This window comes from Sulfitobacter sp. DSM 110093 (assembly GCF_022788715.1).
Taxonomy (GTDB): Bacteria; Pseudomonadota; Alphaproteobacteria; order Rhodobacterales; family Rhodobacteraceae; genus Sulfitobacter.
Genome location: NZ_CP085169.1, coordinates 217,164 through 234,060, shown reverse-complemented (window position 1 = coordinate 234,060; position 16,897 = coordinate 217,164). Strand labels below are relative to the sequence as shown.

Below are 16,897 nucleotides of genomic sequence, written 5' to 3'. Positions count from 1 at the left end.
TGTCTGCAGATCACACACGATGTAGCCTGGCTGCTGATCGCGAGCGCATGATGTGCTTCGGTCGCCTGTAAACTGGGCGCCGACACATCCATGGGTGCCCCTATGCTGTGGAGCGCCATAATGATCGATTCTCTGGATTTCTCATTCGATGCAGAACCGGCGTCGGACCTCCCCTTCAATATTACAGCGTACCTGAACGGTCTATCGAACTGCGCCAATAGGCCTGCCAAGAGGTTCGGCACGAAGGCCCAGGGATTTGAGGTCACGCTTTGCGATGGAGCGATCGGAGGGCCTCCGGCATGAGCATGTAGGCAAGTGACCTTGTGGTCGCCGATGTTGCGATGTTGGCGATGCGGTACCGGCTGACATACCAACAAGCGATCTTCGTCGAAGCCTACCGACAGGACTTTGACCCGGTAAAGGCGCTTCGCATTGCCGGCTTTGCGGGACGCAATGAAAAAGCACTCGCCATGAAGCTGCTGAACCAGCGCAACATTCAAGCCGCTCTCAAAGCCCGCAACGAAGAGCTCCATTGCTGCGCTGAGGAAATGCGAGAGTCAGTTTTGAAATGGACCCGAGACATTCTCGAGGCAGATCTTGACGATATCTATGATGAAAGCAATCAACTTAAACCTGTTACGGAATGGCCGGATGTCTGGCGCAAAGGTGTCGTAAGATCGCTCAAAGTCGACGCAGGGGCCAGCATCAAAGGGCGCAACGTAGTTAAACTTACTCTGAAAGATCGCCTTAACTTCTTGGAGCTTTTGATGCGCCATCTTGGCATGTTGGGGCCGCGGGTAAAGCGCAATGAGGACAGAAAGATTCTTGCCCGGGCACGTAAGGCGCAAAAGAGAGCTGATCGGATGGCGCTGCGAAAGCCTTAAGGTTGAACCCCCGGATATCCGAAGCATGGTCAAATGGGCTTCAGGCCTCCCAAACATTTTGCTCAGCATATTCCAAATAGCGGGCGAGTACGTTGACGGATTTCCAGCCCCCGGCGCGCATGATGGCGGCGGTATCAAAGCCTTTGCGCAAAAGGTCTTGCGCGGCGCCGACCCGCATAGAGTGGCCGCTGAATGCGCGCACATCCTCCGCGGGATAGCCGGCTTGCTTTGCGGCAGTTTTTACCACCGTTTTGACGGCGGTATCGCTGAGACTGCGATCAATGGGGCGCTCTTGGTAAATCGGGCAGAAGAGCCACTCAGTGCTCGGGCCGCGCCAAGCCTGCCAATCTAGGACGCGCTGCGCCGTATCAACCGAGGTACAGGCGACGCGGCCTTGTCCTTCTTGGTCTGCTTTGCTCCGCCGGATCAACACCCGCAGAGTACCATCGCCGCGCAGTGTAATATCCTCGTCGCGCAATGCGACCAGCTCTGATCTGCGGGTCATGAGTTCATAGCCGAAAGAAAGCATCGCCGTGTTGCGCATTCCCCATGGGGTCTTGGGCTGAACGGCGAGAAAACGTTTGAGGTGGGAAGCTGTCAATCCGCGGGCCTGCTGCGGACGTACCGGTTTCGCGCGTCGTACCCGCCGGTAGGCGAGATTGATTGCTTCATCATATGTCGGGTCGGGAAGACTTAGCAGCCGGTGAATTTTGCGGATCGCATATAGGCGGCGCCTTACCGTCGAGGGTGCCATGCGCTTGCCTTCGGCTTCTAGGAAGGCGCAGACCTGTGCTGCGCTCGCAGGAAAGGGTTCAAATCGCGCGTCGGCACACCAAGTAACATAGGCTTGCACATCGCAATGATATGCGCGCATCGTTGCATCAGAATATGCCCCATCGAGAGTCTCTAATGCTTTTCTCCAATCTAACATGCCCAATCTCCAATGCGGCTCTCTTAGTTATGATAAAAAATAAATCATAAATAGCGCTATGTCAATTACAGGTCAACAAATACGGACAGCGCGCGCCGCGCTAAACTGGTCAGTTAAAGATCTTGCAGATGCCACCGGTGTCGGTACTGCGACGATCGTGCGCTATGAAATGGCAGAAGCCGCCGTACCGAAATCGCGCAAGAACAACCTCGATATATTGCGTACTTGTTTCGAGGCCGCCGGAATCGAGTTTATCGGCGCTTTAAACGAAGCGCCCGGCTTGCGGTTCCATACCTAAAACTTGGGTCCGCCGGTAATCCCCCCATTTTTAATGGGGTCCAGCCGTAGAATTCAGGCGGCTGTTTTCAGTTTCATTGCGGGTGTTATGCCGCCGATGCCCATGTTGGGTCGTTCATTGTTGTAAGTCCAGAGCCATACCGTGGCCTGATCCTGTGCCTCCTCGATGGTGTCAAAGATGAACTGGCTGAGCCATTCGCCGCGAACCGTGCGGTTGTAGCGTTCGATATAGGCGTTCTGTTGGGGCTTTCCGGGTTGGATGTATTCCAGCCTAACGCCTTGCTTTTCAGCCCACTCCATGAGCTTCCCACTGACATATTCGGGGCCATAACACCTTTGGAATGAAGCTGATTGAGAGGCTATGGCCGCCTGCGCAGCCCCAGGTAGCGCAGCAGGTGGTCATAGCCGGGTCTCGGGTCCCTACAGTGGTTTTGCACAAACCACACCGCAAAGGAGACCAGCTATGACCAAGATTATTGTTGCACAAGATGCCCCTGTTTTGGTGGCTATCGACATCGCCAAGGCCCGGCATGAAGTTTTGATCGCTATTCCAGATAAGAAACGGCGACGTCGCTTAACCGTTTTAAACGAACTTGCCGCCTTCAACCGCCTCGCCACCGCACTTAAGGAATACGGACGCCCTGTTCGTGTAGCTTTTGAGGCGACTGGCAATTATCACCGTGCCTTAGCGTACCATCTGGCAACTGCTGGCTTTGAGGTAAAGCTGGTGTCCTCAGTGGCTTTGGCGCGGACGCGCGAAGCCCTCAACAACAGCTGGGATAAGAATGACCCAAAGGACGCGCAAGTGATCCTGCATATGATGGAGATCGGAAACGAGCAATATTACCACGACCCTCTGGTATGCGGCACGAATGACATTCAAGAGCTGTCCAAAACCCACGATATCGTCTCCAAGTCGAAGACTGAACTTTGGCACCGGGTGTTGACCCATTATCTGCCGCTGTACTTCCCTGAAGCGGATCGGTTTCACCGCAGCTCACGCAGTGATTGGTTCTTTGCATTCCTTGAGCGTTATCCATCACCACATTTGATCACAGCAATGGACAAAGCCGCTTTTACCGCTGATGCTTGGGACGTCATTGGGCGCAAGGTCGCGAAAGAGCGTTTGCTTGCAGATATTTACGAGACAGCTAAGTCTTCCGTGGGATTGCCGGTTGCCCCAGATTCTGATGCGATCAGAATGTTCCGCTTGGTCCTTGGAGAAGGCCGCAGTCTCATTGCGCAACGTAATCAAATTGAAGATCGCGCCGTCGCGCTTCTCAAGGATCTACCTGACTATCAGTTGCTGACATCAATACCTGGGATCGGCCCGATCAACGCTCTGACCATCCTCGCAGAAGCTGGCGACTTGCGCCGTTTTGGACATCATCGGCAGTTCTTGAAGTTCTGCGGCATGGACTTGGCAACCATTCAGTCGGGCACATTCCGGGGCCAAACCAAGCTGTCAAAATACGGGAATGCCCGCTTGCGCCGCACCCTATGGATGGCTGGCCAGGTTGCCATACTGCAGCGCACCAACAGCTTCCGGGATAAGTTCGAGCGCTACATCGCCAAGGACCGACAAAACACCCATTTGCGTCGAAAGGCGTATTCCGCAATCGCCGCCAAGATGGCCCGTACTGTTCACGGGATTATCAAACATGGCGAGCCCTATCGCCCTTTCTTTGAGGGGTGATCGATCGCAGAAGGACCTTTCTCTGTAGGTGCCGTGGAGGCAGGTAACTGACCTCGTAGATAATGTTCAGGCCTTCTGTGTTAGCGACCCGATGATCTCGTCTTAAGGACGGTGAGAGCCGCAAAAGCGTACTCTGTGTTTGTTATGGGAGAGACTGTCGTTGACAAAAAGCCGAACTGAGGCATTCTCTGAACGTGTCGAGGCACCTCGATACGACAATGACCTGATGCCAAATCAGCCAGTTATTCCGCGCATAGGACGTTATCGATACGAATAGCCTTGGGCTTTCCACGCCATTCGATGATCTGGTTCAGGCTACGCACCACGCGTTCAGCGGGCAGTGAAAAGTCGACTTCGATGCAAAGGCCCTCGCGATTGAAGTCATCCAAGACGTTCAGTGTCCGGATCGACCGGCCGTCAGAGAGCTGATCGGCATAAAATCCATCGACCACGTCTCATTTGGCTTGTCAGGCACAGCCAGCGGTTCTGGCTTGTCTCGCTTCAGCCGTTTCTTGGGTTTGATCCGTAGATTCAGCTCCAGTTCGCAGTAAATCCGGTACACGCGTTTATGGTTCCAACAATAGCCCTGCACGTTGCGCAGATACAGAAAGCACAGGCCAAAGCCCCAGGTGCGCTTGTTTGCCGTCAGACGTTCCAACCAATCGGCGATCTCCTCGTTCTCGGTGCTCAGCGTTGGACTGTAGCGATAGCAGGTCTCACTGATCTGGAACGTGCGGCACGCCAGCGCGACACTGACCCCATGTACTGCCACCACCTTCATGGCCATCTCTCGTCGATGAGACGGGATGGATTCAGGCGGTCACTGCAACACAGTATGAACCTTTGCATTTAAGGACTGTGTTGATGACTAAGCCGCTGCCGATGGACGAACAAAAGAAATCAGTGATTTGGCGCGAGTGGGAACGCGGAACGCCGATGGCAAATATCGCTCGCGTTATCGACAAGCCACCTGCTACCGTTTTCTCGTATCTCCAGTATCATGGCGGCATTAGACCGCGTCACCGGTTTAGGCGCACTGAAGCACTGAGTTTAGAAGAGCGTGAGGAGATTTCCCGTGGCATATCGCATGGATATAGCATTCGATTTATCGCCAGTATTTTGTGCCGCAGTCCTTCAACTGTAAGTCGTGAGATCAACAAAAACGGCGGAAGGAATCTGTATCGTGCTATCATTGCAGATAAATTTGCCTGGTGCCGTGGGCAGCGCCCAAAGCCGTTCTTATTAGGCGAAAACGCAATGCTGAGAGATCTCGTTGATGCCAAGCTTAGTGAAGACTGGTCCCCTGAACAGATCGCGGGATGGCTCAAGCTGACGTATCCGGACACAAAGGGAATGCGTGTGTCTCACGAAACAATTTACAAAAGCCTGTTCGTGCAAACACGTGGTGTTTTGCGCAAAGAGTTGCACAACCATCTTAGAAGTAAGCGCAAATTCCGGCATGCCAAAGCTCACAAACCAGGATCAGGGCAGCAAATTGTCGAAGGAGTATCCATCCGGGAAAGGCCTGCTGCCATCGACGACCGCGCAGTTCCGGGGCATTGGGAAGGTGATCTCATTTGCGGATCGAAGAACAGCTACATCATCACTGTTGTCGAGCGCCAAACCCGGTTCACGCTCTTAGTGAAGGTCGATGGCAAGAAGACTGATACCGTCGTCCCTGCTTTGGCCCGTCAAATGACCAAACTACCCAGGCAACTGAAGCAAAGCCTTACTTGGGACCGGGGAACCGAATTAGCCTCTCATCAGAAGTTCACTGTTGCGACTGACATTGACGTCTACTTCTGCGATCCAAGCAGTCCATGGCAACGAGGAACAAATGAAAACACCAATGGTCTGCTGCGCCAATACTTCCCGAAAGGGTCCTGCCTTTCCAACTACTCTCAGGAACAGTTAGATGAGGTCGCAAACCAACTCAACAATCGGCCACGGAAAACCTTAGGGTTCCTCACACCAGCGTGTAAGTTAGAGCAGGTGTTGCAGTGACCGCCTGAATCCATCACCACTAATTTTAGGGGGGATTACCCGCCCCCTTTTGATAAGACCGGATGGCAGGCACTTCGAAGTTTGCCCCCTGATGGCTTGCGCGCCGCCCTGTCTAGATGTAGTGTGTGAGACACATGCCGTGCGCATGATGTGCTAAGTCCGATTTCCGCTCAGTGAAGGTGATGTGCATGATGCCAGTCCCTTCGCTTTTTGCAGGGACGCACCGATGCGCATTTCCGGTTTTCCAACATCATTTTTGGGCTTCAAAGTGCACGCGCGCGCGCCGCCTTGCGCCTCGATTTGACCCTTTGCTCATTGCCAAAGGCCACATCTGAGAAAGTCTATTCCGTCGCAAGGAACCCATAAATGACCAAGAAGCCTACACAACCCGTTGCCCCGCAACACAAACGCCTCCCTGTCGCTCTTGGGGGAAGTCGAGCAAACCATCAAAAGATTGAGGGCGAGGTGCATGACACGCTTCAGGCCCGCAGCGCTCTGGAGCGCCGCCGCGCCAGTGAAATCGCTATTCTGGAGATGGAGCTGGAGCAGCATCGCCGATTGCGCGATACGCGTCTCATGGCAGCTGTGCGCGATTTTGCGGCTGGCTATTTCACGACCGGCCGGTTTGTAATTCGGACAGATGCTGAACAAAAGCATTTGAAGCTCGCACGGGATCTGGTGGGGGAAGACCCAACGCGCCAGATCGCAGCGGAAGAAAAGCTGCAGGCTGCGGGAACGACGTTGGATGAGCTCTACGCGCGTGCCTATCAAACTCTCGCGGAGGGCCTGAGCCATCACGAAAAGCGTATTGAAAGTCTGGAAAAGCGCCGCCGCGAGCTCATGGATGATTTTGATGCACTCCGGGTCATTGCTCCGAGAATGCGGCAAAATGGGTAAGCGCGAGCAAACCAGCGTCGTGCGCGCTGCCCCATCGCAAAATGCTAAACGGCACGGGCTCACTGCGCCCGTGCCAAGTGCGCATACGCTCGAAATCTACCGTGAAATCCTCAACAATCCCGAACAATGTGCGGCAAGCTACGTGACGCATAAAGTGGCCCGCCTGGCATGGGAGTTCGCGGAAGCCGAGGCGCAAGTCGAGCGGACCAGCGCGGCTGAGCGCGCGCATCTATTTGGCGGTGCGAGAGCAGACGCGGTGACGATTGACGATTTCAAAAACGTGGTGCTGGACGTCCCAGCAATGCGGGAAATCGTCTTTTCGCAAACGACGGATGTCGCCGCTGCGGTCGCAGCCGCGCAGGAGGCGGCATACTGGAAAGCCTATTGGAAAGAGGCTGATCTACTGAAGCGCTATCGTCGCGAGGCTGAAACCAGAAGAAAGAAAGCGCAGGCAGCCTATACCAAGGCGCTTGTCGAGGACGATCCCAATCTACCCGGCTAGCGACGCTGTTTGCCGGCCGGAGCGGGCTTAGGAGACACCGGATCTGCCGTGACAAAGCAGTCTTAGCTTTTTATGGCGCGCTATTTGACAGCTATGAACCATTCATTCTCGGGGCGAAGACGGTCTTCGCCCCGAGAAACTCTTTTACCGGCTCGGTTTGTGGGCATCACTTGACCCGCCGGTGCTGCCGAGAGATGACCTCTCGCCCCTATGGCCCAAGACGTCTATGTTGTTTCGTTCGCATCCGAGCTTTGAGCCACCGCATCCCTACGTTTCGCTTTATCAGTCTCGAATCAGTGGATGTCGCTCCCACCGGTAGCGCGAGCTGAGCGGAGCCTTCGCATCGCGAAGCGAGGCGCGCGCGGGCCGCAGGGTGGTCCCATGTTTCCTGCCGAAGCTTTGACCGCATTGCGGACTATGTGCTGCAGAGGGTGGATGTCATTGCCCAGTGTCTCGATTTCGACTTCCGTGAGGGAGATCTATAAGCCCGGGCTATCGCAACGTTTCCCACCCCTTTACGTCGCCGGCCAGATACCATTTCCCGAAACGGACCTGAATTTACCTTTAAGTTGTGGGAGTAAGGTTTCGGCGTTAGCTGCAAGGCTTCAAGGGCAGGGCGCTGGTCGACGGATAGGTCCGGTTACGCACATAAGTAGCTTGGATGACAAATCCTTATACGCGCGGCAGTTTGCCGACCCACCGCAAAAATTAGTCGCATTTTGCGGTGCACTTGCCTAAAATTTGCAAGTGTGCAGGGGCGCCGGAGGACCTCATGAGTAAACTGAGCTTAAGGCTGACCCCTGATGAGAAAGCCCAGCTAAAAGCCTAGGTCGCAGTCAGGGGCGCAAGCATGACTAACTACATCAAAACTTTCATCGCCGCGGATATGGCTACGGGAAGTTCGGAGGAGCGCGCTGCCGCTTGGTTCCGCGAGAATGAAGCCGCGATTGCTGCGGAAGCAGAGCGGATCAAGACTAGCGGTGTTCCAGGGTCTGATTTGGCGCTGAACCACCCATGGTTTGGCGCAAAAGTGTGACGTTTTCGAAAGCACGGGCGATCTTTACCTCGTTTTTCAAGCGTAGCATCTGGAGCTAAGCAGGGTTGCACCAAGACTGGTCTTGCCGAGTGATTAGCCGCCGCCCCATACGTGGCTCATGGTTGATATAAAGACCCACTTTCCCGAAACGGCCTTTGGCTCACCTTTGAGTTGCGCAGCCCGGGTTTCACCCGGCGCTATACTTTCTACAAGGTCGAGAAGGCCGGTGCGCCAAAACCCCGATAACGTGCAACATCAGAGCTTCCTCGCTAGGCGCGAAGGAGCCCGAAGTCTTCGCCAATTTCGGAAGGCCCTGGTCCAGCAACATTTCAGCTCATGTCCGCCAGGAGCCCCAGGTTCGAACGCCAGAGACTGAAAGGTAGAAAATTAAGAATATCATACAACAATTTGATATATTTAGATAAACCCATTTTCCTTTCTTGTCTTCCACGTGCCTGGCTCCTGACGTTGAAGCAAAATCTCTCAAGCTATCGAAGACCTGAAATCCTCTGTTGTTTTAAAATCCAAGTTCGGCTTCGGTCCTGGACTGGGCATCAGGTTCACGAATGGCCTTTTGCGCAGCCGCTGGCAAAGGGCGAAGGTTCAAGCTGAGAGGCCCCAAGACGGGTCTATGCGGAGATGGAACAAAGGTATTTATTGACACGCATAGATTAATTTTCAGCCACCGCATGTTCCATGTTTGAGTAAATGTCGCTTCCATATTAAGGTTTTCCCAGAAAAACTTAATGTGGACCTACCAAGCCTTGGGTGAAAGCCCCTTCGGGACTGGCTTCTGGCAGCGAGACCGTTTTTTGAATTTTTGAGGGTATACGATGCAGATCGAAAAAACCGCCCTGGCAGGGGTATTGATCCTCACCCCTGTACGCCACGGCGACGCGCGCGGCTTTTTCAGCGAAAGCTGGAATGCCAAAACGATGGCGGATGCCGGGCTTAACTATCACTTCGTCCAAGATAATCACTCTCTGTCTGAGGCGCCATTCACACTGCGCGGCCTGCATTTCCAAACCCCGCCGCATGCGCAGGCAAAACTCGTGCGCTGTGGACGTGGTGCGCTGTTCGATGTGGCTGTGGATATCCGCCATGACTCACCCAGCTTCGGTCAATGGCTGGGCGTCGACCTTAGCTTTAAGAACGGACGTCAACTGTTTATACCGGCTGGATTTTTACACGGGTTTATCACCCGCGAACCGATGACCGAAATCGTCTACAAATGCACCGATAGCTATGCGCCCGACTGCGACGCAGCGGTTCGCTGGAATGATCCCGCGATTGGCATTGATTGGGGGCTTCAAGGACAAGCGCCGATCCTATCTGAGAAAGACGCGAGCGCGCCTCTGCTGTCCGAAATTAAGCCGCATTTTAGCTGGGGGACTCCCGCATGAAGCTGCTTGTCACCGGGGGTGCCGGTTTTATTGGGTCTGCCGTGGTGCGTCTTGCCTTGGCCCAGGGACATGAGGTGGTGAACCTGGATGCGCTGACCTATGCCGCTTGTCTTGATAATCTGACGGCGGTGGCGGACCTGCCGGGTTATCGGTTTGAGCACGCAGACATCAGAGATGAAAAAGCGTTGGCCCGAATATTTTCCTCTCATGCCCCGGACGCGGTGCTCCACCTGGCGGCCGAGAGCCATGTCGATCGGTCCATCGATGGTCCAGGCGCCTTCATTGATACGAATGTGACCGGAACTTATAAGCTCCTTCAGGCGGCACGGATCTTTTGGGAGGGCCGCGGCCGCCCAAAAAGCTTCCGCTTCCATCATGTGTCCACCGACGAGGTTTACGGAAGCCTCGGGGCTGAAGGCCTCTTTACCGAAGAAACGCCCTATGCGCCCAATAGCCCCTATTCAGCCTCCAAAGCTGCATCCGACCATCTTGTCCGGGCTTGGGGCGAGACCTATGGTTTGCCGGTGCTGCTGACCAATTGCTCCAATAATTACGGGATGTATCATTTTCCGGAAAAATTGATCCCGGTCGTCATCCTTAACGCATTGGCGGGCAAGCCAATCCCGATTTATGGTGCAGGCGAGAATATACGTGACTGGCTCTATGTTGAAGATCACGCCGAGGCGCTGCTCACAGTTGTAACCAAAGGGGTTGTGGGACGCAGTTACAACATTGGCGGCAATGCCGAGCTGAGTAACATCGATTTGGTACATCAGATCTGCGCGCTCTTGGATGAATTACGTCCTGCTAAGAATGCCTATTCTGAATTAATTTCCTTCGTCGCCGACCGCCCGGGTCACGATGCCCGTTATGCCATTGATGCCAGCCGTATCCAAAAAGAACTGGGCTGGCAGCCCTCGGTCACGCTAGAGGAAGGCTTGCGCCGAACAGTCGTTTGGTACCTCGACAATCCCGACTGGTGGCAAGCGCTGCAAGCGCGTGATGGCGTTGGAGAAAGGCTGGGTCGGGCATGAGCTTGCTTGTCTTTGGTACCACCGGGCAGCTCGCCGTTGCGCTGCGTAAGCTTGCACATGGTGGGCAGTTTCTCGACCGCGCTGCAGCCGACCTCACCAACCCCGCAGTCTGCGCCGCAGTGATCCGCGCGGCGCGCCCCTCTGCGGTTATCAATGCTGCGGCCTATACAGCCGTAGACCGTGCTGAGGCAGATGAGGCGTTCGCCACGGTCATCAACGCCGAGGCTCCTGGCGCCATGGCGCGGGCCTGCGCTGAGCTGGGAGTTCCCTTTCTGCACGTCTCGACAGACTATGTTTTTAATGGAAGCGGACAAAGCCCCTGGCGCCCAGACGATCCAATTTCCCCAATCAACGCTTATGGGCGCAGCAAAGCGACCGGTGAAGCAGCCGTGCGCGCGGCTGGCGGGGCCCATGCAATACTCAGGACTTCTTGGGTGTTCTCCGCACTGGGCAGCAACTTTGTGACCACCATGCTGCGGCTCAGTGAAAGCCGGGATAGCCTGAAGGTGGTCGATGACCAGGTCGGTGGACCCACCCCGGCGCTGGCGATCGCAGAAACACTGTTGCAGATGGCCGCTGAGATGACGGCAGGGCAGGGCGGTGGTACCTATCATTACGCAGGGGCGCCTGCGACCAGTTGGGAGTGTTTCGCACGCGAGATCTTCGCCATTGCAGGGCGCCCGGTCGACGTGATTGGCATTCCAACCTCAGATTACCCTACACCCGCAAAAAGACCGCTGAACTCTCGTCTCAATTGCGGCTCTTTGGAGAGGGATTTTGGCATTACGCACCCAGACTGGCGACCGGCGCTAGAAGATATTGTGAAAGAACTATCATGAAAGCACGTAAGGGCATACTGCTGGCCGGCGGGTCTGGAACTCGACTTTATCCCATCACAATGGGCATATCCAAGCAATTGCTACCGATCTACGATAAGCCGATGATCTATTATCCGCTGTCGGTGCTCATGCTGGCGGGCATTCGTGAGATCGCTATCATTACCACGCCACAGGACGCGGATCAGTTCAAACGCAGCCTGGGTGACGGCGCCCAGTGGGGGCTGTCCCTTACATTTATTGAACAACCCAGCCCCGATGGTTTGGCACAAGCCTATATTTTGGCAGAAGCCTTTTTGAACGGCGCGCCTTCGGCAATGGTTTTGGGTGATAATATTTTCTTCGGGCACGGGTTGCCTGAAGCGTTGGCCGCTGCCGGTGCCCAGAAAGAGGGGGGCACAGTGTTTGGGTATCACGTGTCAGATCCGGGGCGCTATGGGGTCGTGGATTTTAATGCCGAAGGTCGCGTGCAGGGGATTGTGGAGAAACCCGCCGTGCCGCCCTCGAATTATGCCGTAACGGGGCTCTACTTTCTTGACGGTACTGCATCTAACAAAGCGAAGGCAGTGACGCCGTCAATGCGGGGTGAATTGGAGATCACCTCACTCTTGGAGATGTATCTAGACGAGGACGCTCTTTGTGTGCAGCAGATGGGGCGCGGCTTTGCTTGGCTGGATACAGGAACCCATGGCAATCTGTTGGATGCGGGAAATTTCGTGCGCACTCTCTCAGAGCGACAAGGGTTGCAGGTTGGCAGTCCGGAGGAGATCGCTTTCAATAAGGGATGGATTGACGCCGAGCAACTGCGCCACCGCGCGGAGCGTTTTGCGAAAAACAGTTATGGTGCCTATCTCCTCCGATTGTTGACGTAGTCTCGCCAAGCAAGGGGGTATAGCAAAGTGGTGCGGTGCGAGCTCATAAGGCTTTGATGTGTTAGATCGGTCAAAGAACTTAAGGTAACCTTGCTGGATCGGCCTGATCGCAATATACTCCTTATCTGCACTCCCACTCCGAGAGGCTCACTATGGGACGGGCAAAGGTCAATCTGACGTTAGATGCAGACGTTGCAAAAACAGCGCGGTCGCTGGCCCTCAATATGACCAGTCTTGCCGAAGGTGCGATCATTGAAGCCGCTAAGCTTGAGCGTAATCGCTTGTGGTGTACAGAGCACCAAGCTGCGATAGATGCCTAGGCAGTGGAGGCAACCAAAGAGGGGATGCCTCTATCCAGTTTCAGAAGGTATTAGGACACAGGCGGGATGGCTCAGTTCGATTTGTACCGCCTTAGGAGTGCGCAGCTTGTCGTTGACCTGCAAACGGATCTCATTGGTATAGACGCCTCACCTGTTGTTGCCCCTTTGCGCGAGGCTGACCGATATACGGCTTTTCCGGGACTGACGCCAATTGTCGTATTCGAGGGTGTGACGTGGATCGTTAGAGTTCAAGAGCTTGCCGCGGTTTTCGGATCGGAATTTAGTGAACCGATCGCTTCTTTGAGAGCGCGTCGGGACGCACTGAAGCGGGATTTGTACATTTTGATCGACGGCGTTTAGCGCATCTGATCATGCTGTGGCATTGCAGTAGCGCTAGGATTCTTTCGATGAGATAAAAGCGCCCTCACCAGAGGGTATAAGATGCTCTGTAATTTGCCAGTGATCGCAAAATGTGTGGTCACCCCCGACCTATAGGGCCTGTGGACATTCATCTTGAAGCAATCAAGGCAGCCGCAAGATTCCAACTGGCTATGTAGCTGCAATCGGTTTTGTCGTAGCGTGTCGCTATACCTCTGAATTCCTTGATCTTCGCGAAGTAGTTTTCGACAAGGTGCCGCCATTTGTAGGCGTCGGCGTCATTGTCGCGTTGATGCTTGCGGTTCGCTTTCGGCGGGATCACGGCGGTTGTGCCACGCGCGTCCAGTTCTTCCAGAAGCCAATTCGCATCGAACGCTTTATCCGCCATAAGCGCGCCGAAGGAGACATCTCGGATCAACGGCGCGACGCCTTTCATGTCATGCGCCTGACCGGGCAGCAGCAGAAAGCGGACCAAGTTGCCAAGCGCATCGACCAGGGCCACGATTTTGGTCGTCAGGCCGCCACGCGAGCGCCCGATGGCCTGAGCCTGAGTCCCCCTTTTGCGCCGGTTGCCTTCTGGTGAACCTGAACGATCGTGCCGTCGATAAGCGCGTATTCGAGGTCGGGGTCACCGCTCATGGCGTTGAAAAGACTCTCGAATACACCCGCCTTGGCCCAGCGACGGAAGCGCCGGAACTGGCTGTTCCAGCTGCCGAAAGCGGGCGGCAGGTCGCGCCATGGTGAGCCGGTCCGGACGCGCCAGAAGACTGCTTCCAGGAACAAGCGATTGTCCTTTGCCGTAGCCCCCGCGTCGCTGGCCTTTCCCGGCAAATGGGGCTCAAGCCGCTGCCAAACATGATCCGTCACTACAAAGCGCTGCGTGTTCATTCAAACCTCCATTTTGGAAGCTTGAATCAGAAATTAGGTTAGATGGGAATCCTAAATGTCCACAGACCCTAGGCAGCACACCGGCTTTGTGGTGGCTTTAACACTCACCACAATGGCACATTGAGATGCCGTCGGGAGGGGCGTCCACATGGTGTAATCGCGGGAGGGAGTCGATTGTGCAAACTGTGGTCTGGAAATTCTCTGACACCATGATCACGGGTCCTGGCATTCCCACTTTATTATGTAGGCCTTGGTGTTGGCGGCCCATTTGTCGTCGATCTCCAACAGTACGGCACTGACCAGGCGCTCAAGGGCGACCTCGTTGGGAAATACCCGGACCTTAACGGTGCGACGTTTCAACTCCTGCTGCACGCTGCGCTCCATCGGGTTGGAGGTGAGCATGCGGCGGCGGTGGTGTTTTGGCAAGGTGAAGACGGTGAGGCCCTCAGGGACATTCTTCTCCAGCCATGCAGCAAGTTTCGGCGCTGTATCGCGATACTCGGTGACCAAGTCGGCCAAGCTGGTTTCGGCCTTGGCGAGGGAGGCCGCGTTCCAGATCTCGTGGAGCTCGGCACCGATGCGCTTGCGAACGGCAAGGTTCGGCGCGTGATGGATGGCGTTTTGGGCGAGTTAAAATGGCAGCGCTGCCATGTGGCCCCGCCGAAGACCGCCCTGCGCGCGGCCCGCAGTCCGGCATGATCGTCAGATACAATGTATTGGACGCCGCGCAAGCCGCGAGCTTGGAGGCTCTCGAGGAAGGCGCGCCAATGCACCTCGGCTTCCGACAGGGCCACAGAGACGCCGAGCACGATCCCGCCATGGCGCATCTTTTCGTATCGGGCGTCGAGGATCAGATATTTAATCTCGCCCAGAGGCCGATTGCGCCATGCTGCGAGCTCGTCATCGAGCAGCTTTGCGGCGCGGCTGACCTGACTGGAGGCCAAGGGACTGTCCTGAATTTTGTGCTCTGGCGTGGTAACTGCTCTATAAGGAGACCCACGTATGAGCATCGACAAAGAACTATTGGACCAGCTGATGGAAGGCCGGTCGTCTGGCGACCTATTTGGCAAGGAGGGCATTCTTGCTGATTTGACCAAAGCATTGGCAGAACGCGCACTGACGGCCGAGATGGAAGAGCATCTGGGAGAGGAGCGCGCTGAAGGGATTGAGGAGGGCCAGAACCATCTGCCCAATCGCCGTAATGGCAGCAGTCAGAAGACTGTGACCACCGACAGTGGGAAGGTCACCTTGGACATTCCGCGCGACCGCAACGGCACCTTTGATCCGCTGTTGATCGCCAAGTATCAGCGTCGTTTTCCCGAGTTCGACCGCAAGATCGTCAGCATGTATGCACGCGGAATGACGACCCGTGAGATCCAAGTGCACATCGAGGAGATTTACGGCTTTGAGGCATCACCCAGTTTGATATCGGCGATCACTGAGGCCGTGATGGACGAGGTTACCGCCTGGCAGAACCGCCCGCTTGAACCCTGCTATCCAGTGGTGTTCATGCCCTCTCGGCAGCATCCTGCGGATGCGCCTGCCGGGTAATAGACGCGATCCGGGTCAAAATCCGCAGTGATGGCGCGGTCTCGAACAAGGCAGTCTTCGTAGCCTTGGGGATCCTTCCAGACGGCACCCGGGACGTTCTGGGGCTGTGGTTCCAGGCCAATGAGGGTGCCAAATTCTGGGCAAAGGTTCTGAATGATCTGCGCCACAGGGGCGTTCAGGACATTCTGATTGCCGTGGTCGACGGCCTCAAAGGCTTCCCCCAGGCCATTGAGGCGGCTTTCCCGGACACCCAGGTTCAGACGTGCATCGTTCATTTGCTGCGCCACTCTATGAGCTTTGCCAGCTACAAGGACCGCAAGGCCGTGGCGACAGCCCTGAAGGCGGTCTACACCGCCTTGGACGTCGAAGCCGCAGAGGCTGCGCTGGCCGAGTTCGAGGAGAGTGATATGGCCAAGCGCTATCCGGCCATTGCACCGAGCTGGCGCCGAGCCTGGAACGAGGTGATCCCGTTTCTCGACTACCCGCCCGAAGTGCGCCGACTGATTTACACGACGAATGCCATAGAAGCCCTGAACTCGAAAATCCGGCGTGCGGTGCGAACCCGCGGCCACTTCCCGAGCGATGAGGCGGCGGCAAAGTTGATCTACTTGGCGCTCAATGCTACTTCCGTCGAGTGGAAGCGATCTGTACGTGAATGGCACCGCGTTAAAAGCCAACTCGCCATCATGTTCGAAGAACGCTTTCCCATGGCGTAACTGAAGGCGTCAGGGCACAAAATTACGCACACTCCCGAGGACAGGCTCTCTATCCCGAGCTCGCGCATCACCGCTTCAGCTTCACGTATGGAAACGCCCTTCACATACATCTCAGCCACCGCAAGCATCACGGCTCGCACCGAGCGCCGCCCGCGCTCCAGCGATTACGGGTAGAACGGCTGACCACCATGATCGGCAGTCTTCGGCACCCGCACCGAGACCGTGCCTGCGTGTCGATGCGCTTTGGCTTGTAGCCATTGGCACACCCCTGCCGCCCGGGCGTGCGCTCATAGCGGCCAGCTCCGAGGAAGCGCTCACGCTCTATCTGCATCGCTAACTCGAACGCTCGCGCGAACACTGTCGCCATGTCGTTGGGGCCGTGCTCGATCAGATGTTCCATGAGGGCCTCAACCGTTGTATCCTGCTGCTCGTCAATTTGTCCGTCTCCATGATGAGTTTGCACTTCCATGGAATACCAGAATGGGCAGCTTCTGCCGGGGCGCGCCCCGGCAGAAGCTCATGGCGCCAGCATCAAATGAATTTCCAGACCTGAAGTTACACCACCCTTCAAACGCGCCGCTGTCGCTGTCGCACGCAAACTCGCGGTCACAATGCATGCGATGCTCAAGGCCGGCCAAGCATTCAACCGGAT

At 55.7% G+C, this 16,897-nt stretch carries 18 protein-coding genes and 4 pseudogenes; 14 read left to right on the top strand and 8 right to left on the bottom strand.

Annotated features, from left to right (window positions below; translation table 11 throughout):
- The first annotated feature begins 341 nt into the window (after window positions 1–341).
- Window positions 342–884, top strand: coding sequence for a terminase small subunit (locus tag DSM110093_RS19300; protein WP_347568656.1), 543 nt, complete (start codon window positions 342–344; stop codon window positions 882–884).
- Window positions 885–924: 40 nt separating this feature from the next.
- Here the strand turns inward: DSM110093_RS19300 and DSM110093_RS19295 are convergent, their stop codons facing one another.
- Entirely contained in the window at window positions 925–1,815 is an 891-nt protein-coding gene (locus DSM110093_RS19295; protein WP_243268036.1) for a tyrosine-type recombinase/integrase, read from the bottom strand.
- Window positions 1,816–1,873: 58 nt separating this feature from the next.
- Between DSM110093_RS19295 and DSM110093_RS19290 the strand changes: the two genes are divergently transcribed.
- Window positions 1,874–2,113, top strand: a complete 240-nt coding sequence (locus tag DSM110093_RS19290) for a helix-turn-helix domain-containing protein (protein WP_243268035.1) — start codon at window positions 1,874–1,876, stop codon at window positions 2,111–2,113.
- A gap of 53 nt (window positions 2,114–2,166) precedes the next feature.
- Here the strand turns inward: DSM110093_RS19290 and DSM110093_RS19285 are convergent.
- Window positions 2,167–2,439: pseudogene (locus DSM110093_RS19285) on the bottom strand (integrase core domain-containing protein); the annotation flags it as partial.
- A 136-nt stretch (window positions 2,440–2,575) separates the two neighbouring features.
- Here DSM110093_RS19285 and DSM110093_RS19280 point away from each other — a divergent pair.
- Entirely contained in the window at window positions 2,576–3,808 is a 1,233-nt protein-coding gene (locus DSM110093_RS19280) for an IS110 family transposase (RefSeq protein WP_243268033.1), read from the top strand.
- A gap of 260 nt (window positions 3,809–4,068) precedes the next feature.
- Here the strand turns inward: DSM110093_RS19280 and DSM110093_RS19275 are convergent.
- Window positions 4,069–4,613 (bottom strand): annotated as a pseudogene (locus DSM110093_RS19275) (DDE-type integrase/transposase/recombinase); the annotation flags it as partial.
- A gap of 59 nt (window positions 4,614–4,672) precedes the next feature.
- On the opposite strand from DSM110093_RS19275, the gene DSM110093_RS19270 reads away from it, so the two are divergent.
- The 10 genes from DSM110093_RS19270 (at window position 4,673) to DSM110093_RS19225 (ending at window position 13,072) form a co-directional block, all read left to right on the top strand.
- Complete coding sequence (locus tag DSM110093_RS19270) at window positions 4,673–5,812, top strand: IS30 family transposase (RefSeq protein ID WP_243268031.1); 1,140 nt, start codon at window positions 4,673–4,675, stop codon at window positions 5,810–5,812.
- Window positions 5,813–6,178: 366 nt separating this feature from the next.
- On the top strand, window positions 6,179–6,709 hold the full coding sequence (locus tag DSM110093_RS19265; protein WP_243268029.1) for a hypothetical protein: 531 nt from the start codon (window positions 6,179–6,181) through the stop codon (window positions 6,707–6,709).
- Window positions 6,702–7,211 (top strand): hypothetical protein, encoded by a 510-nt coding sequence (locus tag DSM110093_RS19260; protein ID WP_243268028.1) that lies wholly within the window; start codon window positions 6,702–6,704, stop codon window positions 7,209–7,211. Before DSM110093_RS19265 ends, DSM110093_RS19260 begins: the two co-directional genes overlap by 8 nt.
- 850 nt (window positions 7,212–8,061) lie before the next feature.
- Entirely contained in the window at window positions 8,062–8,247 is a 186-nt protein-coding gene (locus DSM110093_RS19255) for a hypothetical protein (RefSeq protein WP_243268026.1), read from the top strand.
- Window positions 8,248–9,080: 833 nt separating this feature from the next.
- Window positions 9,081–9,650 (top strand): dTDP-4-dehydrorhamnose 3,5-epimerase, encoded by a 570-nt coding sequence (gene rfbC / locus DSM110093_RS19250; protein WP_243268024.1) that lies wholly within the window; start codon window positions 9,081–9,083, stop codon window positions 9,648–9,650.
- Window positions 9,647–10,684: a dTDP-glucose 4,6-dehydratase gene (rfbB, locus tag DSM110093_RS19245; RefSeq protein WP_243268023.1), complete on the top strand. Its 1,038-nt coding sequence runs from the start codon at window positions 9,647–9,649 to the stop codon at window positions 10,682–10,684. The genes rfbC and rfbB overlap by 4 nt, the downstream gene beginning before the upstream one ends.
- Complete coding sequence (gene rfbD, locus DSM110093_RS19240) at window positions 10,681–11,523, top strand: dTDP-4-dehydrorhamnose reductase (protein WP_243268022.1); 843 nt, start codon at window positions 10,681–10,683, stop codon at window positions 11,521–11,523. The genes rfbB and rfbD overlap by 4 nt, the downstream gene beginning before the upstream one ends.
- The gene (gene rfbA / locus DSM110093_RS19235; RefSeq protein ID WP_243268021.1) at window positions 11,520–12,392 is read left to right on the top strand and encodes a glucose-1-phosphate thymidylyltransferase RfbA; all 873 of its coding nucleotides are present in this window, start codon (window positions 11,520–11,522) and stop codon (window positions 12,390–12,392) included. The genes rfbD and rfbA overlap by 4 nt, the downstream gene beginning before the upstream one ends.
- Window positions 12,393–12,544: 152 nt before the next feature.
- Window positions 12,545–12,712 carry a type II toxin-antitoxin system CcdA family antitoxin gene (locus DSM110093_RS19230; protein WP_243268020.1) on the top strand — a complete coding sequence of 56 codons (168 nt, stop codon included), beginning with the start codon at window positions 12,545–12,547 and terminating at the stop codon, window positions 12,710–12,712.
- A 66-nt stretch (window positions 12,713–12,778) separates the two neighbouring features.
- Entirely contained in the window at window positions 12,779–13,072 is a 294-nt protein-coding gene (locus tag DSM110093_RS19225; RefSeq protein ID WP_243268019.1) for a CcdB family protein, read from the top strand.
- A gap of 148 nt (window positions 13,073–13,220) precedes the next feature.
- Here the strand turns inward: DSM110093_RS19225 and DSM110093_RS19220 are convergent.
- From DSM110093_RS19220 to DSM110093_RS20900, 3 genes and pseudogenes are all read right to left on the bottom strand, one after another.
- Window positions 13,221–13,978, bottom strand: a protein-coding gene (locus DSM110093_RS19220; RefSeq protein ID WP_243268018.1) for an IS5 family transposase whose coding sequence is annotated in 2 segments (ribosomal slippage) — window positions 13,221–13,642 and window positions 13,642–13,978 — 759 coding nt in all. Because the reading frame shifts where the segments join, the coding sequence is not laid out codon by codon here.
- A gap of 213 nt (window positions 13,979–14,191) precedes the next feature.
- Window positions 14,192–14,557 carry a transposase gene (locus tag DSM110093_RS20905; RefSeq protein WP_279290867.1) on the bottom strand — a complete coding sequence of 122 codons (366 nt, stop codon included), beginning with the start codon at window positions 14,555–14,557 and terminating at the stop codon, window positions 14,192–14,194.
- A 116-nt stretch (window positions 14,558–14,673) separates the two neighbouring features.
- Window positions 14,674–14,988, bottom strand: a pseudogene (locus tag DSM110093_RS20900) (transposase); the annotation flags it as partial.
- Between DSM110093_RS20900 and DSM110093_RS19210 the strand changes: the two are divergent.
- A pseudogene (locus tag DSM110093_RS19210) lies at window positions 14,981–16,245 on the top strand (IS256 family transposase). The pseudogenes DSM110093_RS20900 and DSM110093_RS19210 sit on opposite strands and share 8 nt — an antisense overlap.
- On the opposite strand, the gene DSM110093_RS19205 reads toward DSM110093_RS19210, so the two are convergent.
- Both DSM110093_RS19205 and DSM110093_RS19200 read right to left on the bottom strand, forming a co-directional pair.
- Entirely contained in the window at window positions 16,134–16,373 is a 240-nt protein-coding gene (locus DSM110093_RS19205) for a hypothetical protein (RefSeq protein ID WP_347568655.1), read from the bottom strand. The pseudogene DSM110093_RS19210 and the gene DSM110093_RS19205 sit on opposite strands and share 112 nt — an antisense overlap.
- Window positions 16,373–16,645, bottom strand: coding sequence for a transposase (locus tag DSM110093_RS19200; protein WP_243268017.1), 273 nt, complete (start codon window positions 16,643–16,645; stop codon window positions 16,373–16,375). The genes DSM110093_RS19205 and DSM110093_RS19200 overlap by 1 nt, the downstream gene beginning before the upstream one ends.
- Between the last annotated feature and the right edge of the window lie 252 nt (window positions 16,646–16,897).

Coding starts and splice junctions, on each gene's coding strand:
- DSM110093_RS19300 (WP_347568656.1), top strand. CDS start 342: ATGTTGGCGATGCGGTACCGGCTGACATACCAACAAGCGATCTTCGTC.
- DSM110093_RS19295 (WP_243268036.1), bottom strand. CDS start 1,815: ATGTTAGATTGGAGAAAAGCATTAGAGACTCTCGATGGGGCATATTCT.
- DSM110093_RS19290 (WP_243268035.1), top strand. CDS start 1,874: ATGTCAATTACAGGTCAACAAATACGGACAGCGCGCGCCGCGCTAAAC.
- DSM110093_RS19280 (WP_243268033.1), top strand. CDS start 2,576: ATGACCAAGATTATTGTTGCACAAGATGCCCCTGTTTTGGTGGCTATC.
- DSM110093_RS19270 (WP_243268031.1), top strand. CDS start 4,673: ATGACTAAGCCGCTGCCGATGGACGAACAAAAGAAATCAGTGATTTGG.
- DSM110093_RS19265 (WP_243268029.1), top strand. CDS start 6,179: ATGACCAAGAAGCCTACACAACCCGTTGCCCCGCAACACAAACGCCTC.
- DSM110093_RS19260 (WP_243268028.1), top strand. CDS start 6,702: ATGGGTAAGCGCGAGCAAACCAGCGTCGTGCGCGCTGCCCCATCGCAA.
- DSM110093_RS19255 (WP_243268026.1), top strand. CDS start 8,062: ATGACTAACTACATCAAAACTTTCATCGCCGCGGATATGGCTACGGGA.
- rfbC (WP_243268024.1), top strand. CDS start 9,081: ATGCAGATCGAAAAAACCGCCCTGGCAGGGGTATTGATCCTCACCCCT.
- rfbB (WP_243268023.1), top strand. CDS start 9,647: ATGAAGCTGCTTGTCACCGGGGGTGCCGGTTTTATTGGGTCTGCCGTG.
- rfbD (WP_243268022.1), top strand. CDS start 10,681: ATGAGCTTGCTTGTCTTTGGTACCACCGGGCAGCTCGCCGTTGCGCTG.
- rfbA (WP_243268021.1), top strand. CDS start 11,520: ATGAAAGCACGTAAGGGCATACTGCTGGCCGGCGGGTCTGGAACTCGA.
- DSM110093_RS19230 (WP_243268020.1), top strand. CDS start 12,545: ATGGGACGGGCAAAGGTCAATCTGACGTTAGATGCAGACGTTGCAAAA.
- DSM110093_RS19225 (WP_243268019.1), top strand. CDS start 12,779: ATGGCTCAGTTCGATTTGTACCGCCTTAGGAGTGCGCAGCTTGTCGTT.
- DSM110093_RS19205 (WP_347568655.1), bottom strand. CDS start 16,373: ATGCTTGCGGTGGCTGAGATGTATGTGAAGGGCGTTTCCATACGTGAA.
- DSM110093_RS19200 (WP_243268017.1), bottom strand. CDS start 16,645: ATGGAACATCTGATCGAGCACGGCCCCAACGACATGGCGACAGTGTTC.